This window comes from Pantoea sp. GCM10028869, from assembly GCF_042666835.1.
GTDB classification, from domain to species: Bacteria; Pseudomonadota; Gammaproteobacteria; order Enterobacterales; family Enterobacteriaceae; genus Pantoea; species Pantoea leporis.
This window is the reverse complement of the sequence record NZ_JBHTGO010000009.1, coordinates 37,641-50,627: the sequence shown is the minus strand read 5'-3', so window position 1 is coordinate 50,627 and position 12,987 is coordinate 37,641. Positions and strand designations below refer to the sequence as shown.

The following is a 12,987-nucleotide window of genomic DNA, read 5'->3' as shown; positions in this document are numbered from 1 at the left end:
CGCTACAAAAGCGCGCCTATTCCGTAGCGGCGCAATTTATTGCGCAATGTTGGTCGGGGCTAAGAATGCCAAACCAGCACGAATATCACTACGCCACTTGTCGAAAATCCCCAGATCCTGCATCGTAAGAGCCATTTTTATGATTGCTAAGGAGCTGGCATGCTACTCACTTTTTTCCGTTTCCTGTTCCGCCTGCTGTGGCGTGTGGAACTGCGCGGCGACCTCACGGCACTGCATAAAGAGAAAGTGCTGATCACCCCCAATCACACGTCGTTTCTGGATGGGGTATTACTGGCGCTGTTTCTGCCGATCAAACCGGTGTTCGCGGTCTATTCGTCGATCAGCGATCAATGGTTTATGCGCCTGCTGAAGCCGATCATCGACTTCGTTCCGCTCGATCCCACCAAGCCGATGTCGATCAAACATCTGGTGCGCATGATCAATCAGGGCCGTCCGGTGGTGATCTTCCCCGAAGGGCGCATCACCGTGACCGGATCGCTGATGAAGATCTACAGCGGCGCCGGCTTTGTGGCGGCGAAATCCGGTGCCACCGTGGTGCCGATGCGTATCGAAGGCGCGGAATATACGCCATTTGGTCGTCTGGCGGGCGTGTTTAAACGGCGCCTGTTCCCGCGCATCACCTTAACGGTGCTGCCGCCAACGGTAATCCCAATGCCTGAAGCCAAACGCGCGCGCGATCGCCGCACGCTGGCGGGCGAGCACCTGCATCATGTGATGATGGAAGCCCGCATGGCAGTGCGTCCGCGTGAGACGCTGTTCGAGGCTTTCCTGAATGCGCGTCAGCGTTATGGCGCGATGAAGCCGTGCATCGAAGACGTCAACTTCAAACCGGATAGCTATACCGGTTTGCTGAAGAAAGCGCTTGGCGTGGGCCGCATTCTGGAGCGTTACAGCCAGCAAGGTGAATACGTCGGTCTGCTGCTGCCGAACGCCACGGTGACAGCGGCGGCGATTCTCGGTGCCTCGCTGCGCGGGCGCATTCCGGCGATGCTCAACTACACCGCAGGCGTGAATGGCATGCGTGCGGCGTTGACCGCATCGCAGGTGAAAACCGTGTTTACCTCGCGGCAGTTCCTCGAAAAAGGCAACCTGTGGCACTTGCCGCAGGGACTCAGCGAAGTGCAGTGGATCTATCTGGAAGATCTGAAAGATACCGTTACGCTGCAGGACAAATTGTGGATTGTGGCGCATCTGCTGATGCCGCGCCGTGCCCAAGTGGCGCAGCAGCCGGAAGATGCGGCGATGGTGCTGTTTACCTCCGGTTCGGAAGGCCATCCCAAAGGTGTGGTGCACTCGCATAAAAGTCTGCTGGCGAACGTTGAGCAGATTCGTACCGTGGCGGATTTCACCCCGCGCGACCGCTTTATGTCGGCGCTGCCGCTGTTCCATGCTTTTGGTTTAACCGTTGGCCTGTTTACCCCGTTGCTGACCGGCGCACAGGTGTTTCTCTATCCGAGCCCGCTGCATTACCGCATCGTGCCGGAGCTGGTTTACGACCGTAACTGCACCGTGCTGTTTGGTACCTCAACCTTCCTTGGCAACTATGCGCGTTTCGCCAGCCCGTACGATTTTGCGCGTCTGCGCTATGTGGTGGCGGGCGCGGAGAAACTGCAGGAAGCGACGCGTCAGATCTACATGGAAAAATACGGCATCCGTATTCTCGAAGGCTACGGCGTGACGGAGTGCGCGCCGGTGGTGGCGATCAACGTGCCGATGGCGGCGAAAAATCACACCGTGGGCCGCATTCTGCCGGGCATGGATTCGCGTCTGATTTCGGTGCCGGGCATTGAGCAGGGCGGTCGCCTGCAGCTGCGCGGTCCGAACGTAATGAACGGGTATCTGCGCGTGGAAAATCCAGGCGTGCTGGAAGTCCCGGTCGCCGATAACGGCGAAGGCGAGATGGAAGCGGGCTGGTACGACACCGGCGATATCGTCAGCTTTGATGAAGGCGGTTTCTGCCAGATTCAGGGCCGTGCGAAACGCTTCGCCAAAATTGCCGGTGAGATGGTGTCGCTGGAGATTGTGGAGCATATTGCGCTGAAAGCCTCTAACGAGAAGCAACATGCGGCGTCGCTGCGTCCGGACGGTAATCGAGGTGAGGCCTTGGTGCTGTTTACTACCGACAGCGAGTTGGGCCGTGACACGCTGCTGAAAGCGGCGCGTGAAATTGGCGCGCCGGAACTGGCGGTGCCGCGCGATATCCGCGTGATGAAACAGCTGCCGATGCTGGGCAGCGGCAAACCGGACTATGTCAGCCTCAAGCAGCTGGCGGAAGAGGAGCAGGCATGAGCCAGGCGTTAAATAAGGATGCACCGCTGTTATCGCGCAACATGCTGGCGGTGATTGTGGCGCAGTTCTTCTCGGCATTTGGCGACAACGCGCTGTTGTTTGTGACGCTGGCGGTGCTGAAAAATCAGTTCTATCCGGACTGGAGTCAGCCGATCCTGCAAATGCTGTTTGTGGCCACTTACATTCTGCTCGCGCCGTTTGTGGGGCAGATGGCGGATAGCTTTGCCAAAGGTCGGGTAATGATGTTCGCCAACAGTCTTAAGCTGCTCGGCGCGCTGGTTATCTGTTTCGGCTTCAATCCGTTCCTCGGCTATACGCTGGTGGGGATTGGCGCGGCATCCTATTCGCCAGCCAAGTACGGCATCCTGACGGAGATTACCAGCGGTGAACGCCTGGTCAAAGCCAACGGCTTAATGGAAGGTTCGACCATTGCGGCGATTCTGCTGGGTTCGGTGGCGGGCGGTATTCTGGCGGACTGGAACCTGGTCGCCGCGCTGGTGGTGTGTGCCATGACCTATGCGATGGCGGTGGTGGCGAACATCTTTATTCCGCGTCTGACGGCAGCGCGTCCCGGTCAGAGCTGGCATTTTGGCGCCATGCTGCGCAGTTTCATCGCGGCCACTAAGCTGCTGTGGCGCAATGGCGAAACGCGCTTCTCGCTGCTCGGCACCAGCTTGTTCTGGGGCGCGGGCGTGACGCTGCGTTTCCTGCTGGTGCTGTGGGTGCCGGTGGCGCTCGGCATCAGCGATAACAAAACCCCGACCACGCTGAATGCCATGGTGGCGATTGGCATCGTGATTGGCGCGGCAGCAGCGGCGAAGTTGGTGACGCTGCAAACCGTGCGTCGCTGCATGCCAGCCGGTGTGCTGATTGGCGTGATGGTGGTGGTGTTCGCGTTGCAAACCAGCTTGCTCAATGCCTATCTGGTTTTGATGCTGATTGGTGCGCTGGGTGGTTTCTTCGTGGTACCGCTCAATGCGCTGCTGCAGGAGCGTGGCAAGGCGTCCGTGGGTTCGGGCAACGCGATTGCGGTGCAAAATCTCGGTGAGAATACCGCGATGTTACTAATGCTGGGATTGTATACCGTGGCGATTAAGCTGGGCGCGCCTGCGGTGGCGACCGGCGTCGGATTCGGCGCGATTTTCGCCGTGGCGATTGCGGTGTTGTGGTGGAAAGCGCGGAAGTAACAAAAGCATAGCGTCGTAGCGGGGCAATGTATTGCGCAATGGCGAATGCCGCACAAGTGGAAAAATGTGCGGCGTTTTTAAAGCGCGCGATAAATCGCGCCGCTACGGTGTGGTGCGATTTATGGCGCTGGATAGGTAAACTGGCGATGAATCGCTTCCAGTTCCTCTAACACCTCGGCATTCAGCGTCAGATTGAAACTCTCAACGTTAATCTTCAGCTGCTCCAGCGTGGTGGCGCCCAGCAAGGTGCTGGCGACAAACGGCTGTTGACGCACATACGCCAGCGCCATCTGCGACGGATCCATATTGTGTTTCTGCGCCAGCGCAACATAGGCTGCAATCGCCTGCTGTGACTGATCGCCGCTGTAGCGGGTAAAGCGACTAAACAGCGTATTGCGCGCACCGGCGGGTTTGGCACCGTTCAGGTATTTGCCACTCAACGTACCAAACGCCAGGCTGGAATACGCCAGCAACTCGACGCCTTCATGCTGGCTGATCTCCGCTAAACCAACCTCGAAGCTGCGGTTCAGCAGGCTGTACGGGTTCTGGATGGTAACGATACGCGGCAGCTCATGCTTTTCAGCCAACTGCAGATAACGCATCACGCCCCACGCAGTTTCGTTCGACACGCCAATGTAGCGAATCTTACCGGCGCGCACCTGTTCGGTCAGCGCTTCCAGCGTCTCCAGCAGCGTCACCGGCACGCTGGAATCGGTGTATTGATAACCCAGCTTGCCGAAGTAGTTGGTCTGACGCTGCGGCCAGTGCAGCTGATAGAGATCGAGATAATCGGTGTTCAGACGTTTCAGGCTGGCATCCAGCGCTTCGCGGATGTTTTTGCGATCCAGCGCCTGGTTCGGGCGAATCGAGGCATCCGCGCCGCGTACCGGGCCGGCTACTTTGCTGGCGAGGATGATTTTGTCACGGCTGCCGCGCTTCTTCAGCCAGCTACCAATGTATTGTTCGGTTAATCCCTGGGTTTCCGGGCGCGGCGGCACCGGATACATTTCTGCGGTATCAATCAGGTTGATGCCACTGCTAACCGCGTAATCAAGTTGTGCGTGGGCGTCGGCTTCGCTGTTCTGCTCACCAAACGTCATGGTTCCAAGCCCCAGCTGACTCACTTCCAGCGTGCTATGGGGAATACGGTGATAGTGCATGTGCCGGCATCCTTTTTTCATTATGAAAGGGAATGTTGTGTCCTTTGGGACTATAGCGTGTGAAGCGGCGCGGAAGGAAGAGGGGAAAGTTCGGGAAATCGCCTGCACAAGGGGAAAACGCGTGCAGGCAGGGCAATTTGGCACTTAACGCTCAATGATGGTTGAAACCTCGTCACCATTGATCTGCATCTGATGGCCTTGCTCATCGGTGTACTGTACCAATCCGGTCTCTTTGTCGATGGCGGGTTTGCCATCTGTCATGATCATGCGGCCATCTTTGGTCGCCATGACGTAATCACTGCTACAACCACTCAATAACAGCGTCACCAAGGTTAAACCTACTGCACTCACCAACCCTTTCATTCTTATCTCCTTCTCGCGACTTCAACAGCAAAAGTGTAGTAATAAATGCTTTCGTCGTTAGGAGTAATCGCATCATTCCTAAAATTATCGGCAGCAATATGCATTTACAGTAAAAAATGTCGCGCCAAAAGCGGACCGGTGAAGCTTTTCTTCAGATAAAAGCCGCGCGGCAGCGTCATGATTGGCTCGCCGTGTTCGCCAATCGCTTCGGTCAACGCTTTGCTGTTGGCGGCTTTAGGGCGGATTTGCAGCCAGGCACCGTGACGTGCGGTGATGCGCTCCACCTGACCGAGCACAATCATATCCATCAACTCTTCCCAGTCTTCGCGCAGCTGTTGCTCCTCTTCTGCACTCGGATGCCACAGCAGCGGCGAACCGACGCGGCGTTCGGCCAGCGGCAAAGCACGATCGCCTTCGATCGGGATCCACAGCACCCGCGCCAGTTTGTGCCGCACATGGCTGGTTTGCCAGGTTACGCCGCTATTGCCGGTTAACGGCGCGACGCACACGAAGGTGGTTTCCAGCGGTTTGCCCTGCGCATCTACCGGAATCGTTTTCAGCTCAATGCCGAGATGGGCGAAATCCTGCTCGGCTTTGCTGCCAGCGCTGGCACCCAAATGCAGCTCTAACAGCATGCCAACCCAGCCTTTATCGCGTTTCAAATCTGCCGGAATCGGCAGGTTAATCTGCGCCGCCAGCGCGGCAAAGGTCTGTCCCGCCAGCTGCTGTGCGCGCTGCAGTAATTCCGCTTCGTTTTCAGGTGGCGATGGCAATAACGGTGAGAAGTGCATGCTAAAACCTACATTGGTTAAAGAGTGAACAGTAAACGCGAGCCGGGTTTGTCCACATGGCAGTTAGTTGAATAAAGGTGATAATAGCATGATTCAGCATGCTTTTTTATTTCAATAGAATGGGACGATCCAGTGATATGGCCCGGTTATCCCAGCTTGTTATCGACAATGAACAGGTGTTGAACCTGGTTATCCACAGAAAAGTGGGGTAACACCCTTTTGGGCATACCCCTGTTTCCATTTACAGCCTTGACTTTCGCGTTTTGAACGCTTTTTTTCCTTTCTTTGACCAGGTTTAGGGCATTCTCTGTGGATAAAAACGTCGGTGATGGATCTTTAACCGATCGAAAAAACTGAGCGGAGTATAACTACGGATCCTGGTAACGATTTAACGGTTAATAAGTTATATCTCAATGAATATTATGATTTTTTTTAGTGTTGCTATGTTGGGTGATGAGATTTATCCGAAGGGGTTATTCAATTCATTCCCGTGTTCTGCACAAAGCTATCCACAGAAAAGGTGAATAAGATCGCCGATAAATGGGGGCATCTGTTTATAACTTGGCTAATCTCTGTGAGTTATCCTGTTTTTATTCCGCCTGCGGCCCGCTATCCAGTGGTTTACCGCCTGTAAGGAGTGTGAAACAATCAGGCTATTCAAATTTAGCTTTGAGGTAGTCCAGTGATCGATGATGATGGCTACCGCCCGAATGTTGGTATCGTAATCTGTAACAGGCAAGGACAAGTGTTGTGGGCCAGGCGCTTTGGACAGCACTCCTGGCAATTTCCTCAGGGAGGCATCAATCCGGGTGAAACTGCTGAACAGGCGATGTATCGCGAGCTGTTCGAAGAAGTGGGTTTACACCGCAAAGATGTTCGAATACTTGCTTCAACCCGAAACTGGTTACGCTACAAGTTGCCAAAACGTTTGGTGCGTTGGGACACAAAGCCGGTGTGTATCGGCCAGAAACAAAAGTGGTTTCTTCTGCAGTTGATGTGCAGTGACGCGGAAATCAATGTGCAGCACAGCAGCACGCCCGAGTTTGATGGTTGGCGCTGGGTTAGCTTCTGGTATCCGGTACGTCAGGTGGTCTCTTTCAAGCGCGATGTGTATCGCCGCGTGATGAAAGAATTCGCGGGCGTAGTGATGTCTATGCAGGAGAGTGCGGGGCAGCGTAATAATGCCGCCCAACGACGTAAAAGAGGATAGGCCACGCCCTTTATGCTCACTCAGTTACGCGAAATAGTAGAGAAAGTGGCGAGTGCTCCACGTCTGAATGAAGCACTCGACATTCTGGTAAATGAAATTTGCCTTGCGATGGAAACCGAGGTTTGCTCGGTTTATCTCGCCGATCACGATCGTCGTTGCTACTACCTGATGGCGACTCGCGGGCTAAAAAAGCCGCGTGGTCGTACGGTCACGCTGGCGTTTGACGAAGGCATTGTTGGCCTCGTTGGACGCTTAGCCGAGCCGATCAACCTCGCCGACGCGCAGAGCCATCCCAGCTTCAAATACATTCCTTCCGTTAAAGAGGAGCGTTATCGCTCCTTCCTCGGCGTGCCGATTATCAGCCGCCGCCAGCTGCTTGGCGTGTTGGTTATCCAGCAGCGCGAACACCGTCAGTTTGATGAAAGCGAAGAGTCATTCCTCGTCACGCTCGCCACGCAAATGGCGGGATTGCTGTCGCAGTCGCAGCTCGGTCAACTGTTTGGTCAATTCCGTCAGACGCGGGTAAAAGCGATTGCCGCTGCGCCGGGCGTGGCGGTCGCGCCGGGTTGGGTGGATGAAACCCAGCCGCTGCTCGATCAGGTTTCCGCTGCGTCCACGCTTGACGTGCAGCGCGAACGCGAGCGTCTGGTGCTGGCGATGGGCGAGGCCGGCAACGAATTCCGCCGCTTCAGTAAACGCTTTGCTGCCAGCGTGCAGAAAGAGAGCGCGGCGATCTTCGATCTCTATTCGCACCTGCTTACCGATGCGCGGCTGAAAAAGGATCTGTTTGATGAGATCGAGCGCGGATCGGTAGCGGAGTGGGCGGTTAAAACGGTGATCGAGAAGTTCGCCGAGCAGTTCGCCAATTTGCAGGATCAATATTTACGCGAGCGCGCTGGCGATCTACGCGTGCTTGGTCAACGTCTGCTGTTCCACCTCGATGATTCGCTGGTCGGCACCAATGCCTGGCCGGAACGCTTCGTGTTAGTCGCGGATGAACTCACTGCAACCACGCTGGCTGAATTGCCGCAGGAGCGTCTGGCGGGCGTGGTGGTGCGCGACGGTGCCGCCAACTCGCATGCGGCGATTTTGACGCGCGCGATGGGCATTCCAACCGTGATGGGCGCGGATATTCTGCCGGCGCAGCTCAACAAACGCTTGCTGATTGTTGATGGTTATCGCGGCGAAGTGCTGATCGATCCGGAACCGGTGCTGGTGCAGGAGTATCAGCGTTTAATCAGCGAAGAGAACGCGCTGAGCAAAATGGCCGAAGGCGTGGTCGAGCAGCCCGGCGAGCTGAAAAGCGGTGAGCGCATTCAGGTGATGCTGAATGCCGGCCTCAGCCCGGAACACGAGCAGGCGCTCGATAACTGGGTGGATGGCATCGGTCTGTACCGCACCGAAATTCCGTTCATGCTGCACAACGGCTTCCCGTCCGAAGAGGAGCAGGTGGCGCAGTATCAGGGCATGCTGCAGCTGTTCTACGACAAACCGGTGACGCTGCGTACGCTGGATGTCGGCGCGGATAAACAGCTGCCGTACATGCCGATCAGCGAAGAGAATCCGTGCCTTGGCTGGCGTGGCATTCGCTTAACGCTCGATCAGCCGGAAATCTTCCTGGTGCAGGTGCGCGCCATGCTGCGTGCCAACGTGGCGTCCGGCAACCTGAGCATTCTGCTGCCGATGATCAGCCATATCGATGAGATCGATGATGCGCGTCGTCTGATTGATCGCGCTGGCCGCGAAGTGGAAGAGATGCTCGGCTATGTGATTCCCAAGCCGCGCATTGGCATCATGATTGAAGTGCCGTCGATGTTGTTTATGATCCCGCATCTGGCGGATCGCGTCGATTTTGTCTCGGTTGGCACCAACGATTTGACGCAATATCTGCTGGCGGTTGATCGCAACAACACGCGCGTGGCGAACCTTTATGATTCGCTGCATCCGGCGATGCTGCGGGCGCTGCACACTATTGCCAGCGAAGCCCGCCAGGCCAAGCTAGAGCTCTGTTTGTGTGGTGAAATGGCTGGCGATCCAATGTGTGTCGCGCTGTTAGTGGGCATGGGATATCACCATCTCAGCATGAACGGCAAGAACGTGCCGCGGGTGAAATATCTGCTGCGCCATCTCGATTTTGAAGAGGCACAGAAGCTCAGCGAGCATGGACTGGCCGCGCATACTGCCTCGGAAGTGCGTCATCTGGTCTCCACCTTTATGGAGCGCCGTGGTTTAGGCGGTTTGATTCGCGGCGGGCGTTAACGGTTACAACTTCACGACCTGTAAAAAAAAGTGGCTGTGCTATCATGCGCAGCCTTTTATTGTCCCGTTTCAGGGCAGAAAAATGATGGTGAAAGATGACTGACGGCTACATTTCGTTTCCCCAATTCGATCCGGTAATTTTCTCTATCGGACCGGTTTCGCTCCACTGGTACGGCTTGATGTATCTGGTGGGCTTTGTATTTGCTATGTGGCTGGCGACGCGACGCGCCAACAAACCTGGCAGCGGCTGGAAAAAAGAGGAAGTGGAAAACCTGCTGTATGCGGGCTTCCTCGGCGTATTCCTCGGTGGACGTATCGGCTATGTGTTGTTCTACAACCTGCCGTTGTTCCTTGAGAATCCGCTGTATCTGTTTAAGGTCTGGGATGGCGGCATGTCGTTCCACGGCGGCCTGATTGGTGTGATTGTGGTGATGCTGATTTTCGCACGCCGTACCAAGCGCACGTTCTTCCAGGTAGCGGATTTCATTGCACCGCTGATCCCGTTTGGTTTGGGGGCCGGTCGTCTCGGTAACTTCATCAACGGCGAACTGTGGGGCCGCGTGGCGCCTGATTTCAAATACGCGATGTTGTTCCCCGGTTCACGCAGCGAAGATATCGCGCTGGCGGCCAATAATCCGCAGTACCAGGAATTGTTGAACACCTACGGCGTGCTGCCGCGTCACGCGTCGCAGCTGTATGAGCTGTGCCTCGAAGGCATTGTGCTGTTCATCATTCTTAACCTGTTCATTCGCAAGCCGCGCCCCATGGGCAGCGTTTCAGGCCTGTTCCTGATCGGCTACGGCGCATTCCGCATCATCGTGGAGTTCTTCCGTCAGCCGGATGCGCAGCTTGGTCTGTTTGAAGGCGGCGTCAGCATGGGGCAGATTCTGTCGATCCCAATGATTCTGGCCGGTGTAATTATGATGATCTGGGCGTATCGTCGTCGCCCGCAGCAACAAACTCGTGAGGTAAAATGAAACAGTATCTGGACCTAATGCAACATGTGCTGAATGAAGGCGCAGAAAAGGCCGACCGTACCGGCACCGGCACGCTCTCCATCTTTGGCCACCAGATGCGTTTCAGTTTGCAGGACGGTTTTCCGCTGGTCACCACCAAGAAAGTGCACCTGCGCTCGATCATTCATGAGCTGTTGTGGTTCCTGAAAGGTGAGACCAACATCGGTTACCTGAAAGAGAACAAGGTCACCATCTGGGACGAATGGGCCGATGAGAACGGCGATCTTGGCCCGGTCTACGGCAAGCAGTGGCGCAGCTGGGGCAGCGCCTCGGGTGAAGAGATTGATCAAATCGGTAAAGTGATTGAGCAGCTGAAGCGTGACCCCGATTCGCGTCGCATCATTGTCTCGGCATGGAACGTGGGCGAGCTGGATCACATGGCTCTGGCGCCTTGCCACGCCTTCTTCCAGTTCTACGTGGCCAACGGCAAGCTCTCTTGCCAGCTCTATCAGCGCTCGTGCGATATCTTCCTGGGGCTGCCATTCAACATCGCCAGCTATGCGCTGCTGGTGCATATGGTGGCGCAGCAGTGCGATCTTGAAGTGGGCGATTTTGTCTGGACCGGTGGCGATACGCATCTGTACAGCAACCATTTAGAGCAGGCGCGCCTGCAATTAACGCGTGAGCCGCGCCCGTTACCGAAGCTGGTAATCAAGCGTAAACCGGCTTCTATCTTCGATTATCAGTTCGATGATTTCGAGATTGAAGGCTACGATCCGCATCCAGCCATTAAAGCGCCCGTCGCCATTTAACGCCACTCCCGCAAGGTCGCCATTCATGGCGACCACGCCCATATCGCACCACAATCCTGAATCTGTCTCACAAAATGCTGTACCTCTCTGCACCTCTCCTCGATTTCCTGCGCAACGTTTCCCAACGTCGATTTCTCCCCCTTGTTGAACGTCATGTTGCTGGGCACATTAGCCGCCATGAACAGAAACGTTAACCACGGCTTCACTTTGCCCGAACTGTTATTGGTGATGGTGATCGCCGGCATACTTAGCGTCGGCGCGCTGCAAGGTTGGCAGCGCTGGCAGCAATATCAACAGCTGCGCGACAGCGTACTGCAACTGCAGGGATTTCTGCTGCGTTTGCGCGCCCATGCTAACTGGCACAACCGCGATCTCACGCTGTGGGTACAGAGCGGTGAAAACGGCTGTCTTGGGGCGGGACCTAAACCTGCAGAGGGCTGCGCACTGCCCTCGCGCTGGTTATTTAAACCGCCGCACGACAGCGTGCGCCTTGTCGGCATCAATGGTGACGTCGGTTTTTACGGTCGGCGTGATGTCGCGCGTCCTGGCAGCATCGATCTCGCCAGTGCGGCGGGACGCTGGCGCTTAATTATCTCCGCCAGAGCGCGCATCCGTGCCTGTCAGCCGGGAGAGAAAGGATGCGAATAGCGCAACGCGGATTCAGCCTGCTGGAGATGCTGATTGCCATGGCGATTGGCGCGGTACTGATGATCAGCGTCGGACGATTTTTACCGCTGCTGCTGGAGCAGAATCTGCGTCTGCAACAGCGCGTGCAGTTACAGCAGGAGCTGCAGCAGATCGCCAATACGCTGCAAAAAGCGCTGCGCCGAGCCGGCTATTGCCACGGCCAGTGCAGCGGTTCGGCGCTAACGATTGCCGCCAGCGGCAGCTGCGTTTTACTGCGCTGGGATGAGAACAGCAACGGGCGCTGGGAAGGCGTGGGCCACAGCGAAAGTGACTATTACGGCTATCGGCTGCGCAGCGGACAGCTTGAAATGCAGCGTGGCGTGGATGAGTGCAACAGCAGCGGCTGGGAGAAACTCTCCGATCCGGCGTTTCTCACCATCGATACCTTCAAGCTTGAACGGCAGGGATCGCGTCTGGTGCTGCAACTGGCGGGACACGCCAACAGCCAAAGCGTAGAGCTGGCAAGCTGGATAGAAGGAATCAATCTGTGAAGCAGCGCGGCAATAGCACGCTGGGCATGGTGCTGATGATGTTACTGATGGGCGGATTGACGCTACACGCCACGCGAACGCAGCTCTCGCAAGGCATGGTGTTAGTGGCTGATGAGCAGCTGCACAGTCAGGATTTCTGGCAGGCGCAGGCGGCGTTAACGTGGGGCAGCGTGCAAAACTGGCCGCAGGCCACCGGCTGGCAATGTCAGCAATGGACAGCAGAACAGTGGCAAAGCTGCCTGCTACGAATGGAGGATGACAATGCGTTGTTATCGGGACATGGAGAAGGGCGCGCGCTGTGGCTCTATCGTTGGGTATCCATCCCCAACACGCAACCCCAGCCGCAAGCGCATGGCTGGATCGATTACTGCCCGCTGTCGCAGCCGGCGCTGTGCCAGCCAGAAGCAGCAGGGCTTTAGCCTGGCGGAAACGCTGGTGGCGATGCTGTTGCTGGCGATGACCATCAGCACATTACTGCAATATCATCGCGCGCTGGCGCTGGGGTTTAGCCAGCAGTGGCAGCAGCGTCAGGCGTGGCGCGTTGCCGGTCAGGCGTTGCTTGGCCGTGACGTTGAGGGATGGCAGAGTCAGCGCCAGCAGCAGAGCCTGGCGGGCGGCTGCACGCTGGAGCGCGTCACGGTCACGGGGCCACAGCAGCGTTCCGCCTCACTGGCGCAGCTCAATTGCCACTAGCGGTAGGCATCGCAGGTGATAAACGGTAGAGTGGCTCGGCTGCGTTGTTGTCTTGTGTTTAGGAGAAA

13 protein-coding genes are annotated in these 12,987 nt (G+C 56.5%); 10 read left to right on the top strand and 3 right to left on the bottom strand.

The window, feature by feature from the left end:
• The first annotated feature begins 159 nt into the window (after window positions 1-159).
• Both aas and lplT read left to right on the top strand, forming a co-directional pair.
• Complete coding sequence (aas, locus tag ACFQW4_RS20025; protein ID WP_377726954.1) at window positions 160-2,310, top strand: bifunctional acyl-ACP--phospholipid O-acyltransferase/long-chain-fatty-acid--ACP ligase; 2,151 nt, start codon at window positions 160-162, stop codon at window positions 2,308-2,310.
• Window positions 2,307-3,497 (top strand): lysophospholipid transporter LplT, encoded by a 1,191-nt coding sequence (gene lplT / locus ACFQW4_RS20020; protein ID WP_110867969.1) that lies wholly within the window; start codon window positions 2,307-2,309, stop codon window positions 3,495-3,497. Before aas ends, lplT begins: the two co-directional genes overlap by 4 nt.
• Window positions 3,498-3,616: 119 nt before the next feature.
• On the opposite strand, the gene ACFQW4_RS20015 is transcribed toward lplT, so the two are convergent.
• The 3 genes from ACFQW4_RS20015 to mutH all read right to left on the bottom strand — a co-directional run bounded on the left by ACFQW4_RS20015 (window position 3,617) and on the right by mutH (window position 5,811).
• On the bottom strand, window positions 3,617-4,657 hold the full coding sequence (locus ACFQW4_RS20015; protein WP_110867968.1) for an NADP(H)-dependent aldo-keto reductase: 1,041 nt from the start codon (window positions 4,655-4,657) through the stop codon (window positions 3,617-3,619).
• Between the two features lie 144 nt (window positions 4,658-4,801).
• Window positions 4,802-5,020: a YgdI/YgdR family lipoprotein gene (locus tag ACFQW4_RS20010; RefSeq protein ID WP_101761992.1), complete on the bottom strand. Its 219-nt coding sequence runs from the start codon at window positions 5,018-5,020 to the stop codon at window positions 4,802-4,804.
• A gap of 104 nt (window positions 5,021-5,124) precedes the next feature.
• Entirely contained in the window at window positions 5,125-5,811 is a 687-nt protein-coding gene (gene mutH, locus ACFQW4_RS20005) for a DNA mismatch repair endonuclease MutH (protein ID WP_110867967.1), read from the bottom strand.
• A 682-nt stretch (window positions 5,812-6,493) separates the two neighbouring features.
• Between mutH and rppH the strand changes: the two genes are divergently transcribed.
• The 8 genes from rppH (at window position 6,494) to ACFQW4_RS19965 (ending at window position 12,919) form a co-directional block, all read left to right on the top strand.
• Window positions 6,494-7,021 carry an RNA pyrophosphohydrolase gene (rppH, locus tag ACFQW4_RS20000; protein ID WP_007890933.1) on the top strand — a complete coding sequence of 176 codons (528 nt, stop codon included), beginning with the start codon at window positions 6,494-6,496 and terminating at the stop codon, window positions 7,019-7,021.
• A gap of 12 nt (window positions 7,022-7,033) precedes the next feature.
• The gene (gene ptsP, locus ACFQW4_RS19995; RefSeq protein WP_008109260.1) at window positions 7,034-9,280 is read left to right on the top strand and encodes a phosphoenolpyruvate--protein phosphotransferase; all 2,247 of its coding nucleotides are present in this window, start codon (window positions 7,034-7,036) and stop codon (window positions 9,278-9,280) included.
• Between the two features lie 95 nt (window positions 9,281-9,375).
• The gene (gene lgt / locus ACFQW4_RS19990; RefSeq protein WP_008109262.1) at window positions 9,376-10,257 is read left to right on the top strand and encodes a prolipoprotein diacylglyceryl transferase; all 882 of its coding nucleotides are present in this window, start codon (window positions 9,376-9,378) and stop codon (window positions 10,255-10,257) included.
• Entirely contained in the window at window positions 10,254-11,048 is a 795-nt protein-coding gene (thyA, locus tag ACFQW4_RS19985) for a thymidylate synthase (protein ID WP_377726949.1), read from the top strand. Before lgt ends, thyA begins: the two co-directional genes overlap by 4 nt.
• Window positions 11,049-11,225: 177 nt before the next feature.
• The gene (locus ACFQW4_RS19980; RefSeq protein WP_101762023.1) at window positions 11,226-11,696 is read left to right on the top strand and encodes a prepilin-type N-terminal cleavage/methylation domain-containing protein; all 471 of its coding nucleotides are present in this window, start codon (window positions 11,226-11,228) and stop codon (window positions 11,694-11,696) included.
• Window positions 11,687-12,226 (top strand): prepilin peptidase-dependent protein, encoded by a 540-nt coding sequence (locus tag ACFQW4_RS19975; RefSeq protein ID WP_210081685.1) that lies wholly within the window; start codon window positions 11,687-11,689, stop codon window positions 12,224-12,226. The genes ACFQW4_RS19980 and ACFQW4_RS19975 overlap by 10 nt, the downstream gene beginning before the upstream one ends.
• Window positions 12,223-12,645: a DUF2509 family protein gene (locus tag ACFQW4_RS19970; RefSeq protein WP_110867963.1), complete on the top strand. Its 423-nt coding sequence runs from the start codon at window positions 12,223-12,225 to the stop codon at window positions 12,643-12,645. Before ACFQW4_RS19975 ends, ACFQW4_RS19970 begins: the two co-directional genes overlap by 4 nt.
• Complete coding sequence (locus tag ACFQW4_RS19965) at window positions 12,578-12,919, top strand: prepilin-type N-terminal cleavage/methylation domain-containing protein (protein WP_110867962.1); 342 nt, start codon at window positions 12,578-12,580, stop codon at window positions 12,917-12,919. Before ACFQW4_RS19970 ends, ACFQW4_RS19965 begins: the two co-directional genes overlap by 68 nt.
• Window positions 12,920-12,987: the final 68 nt, after the last annotated feature.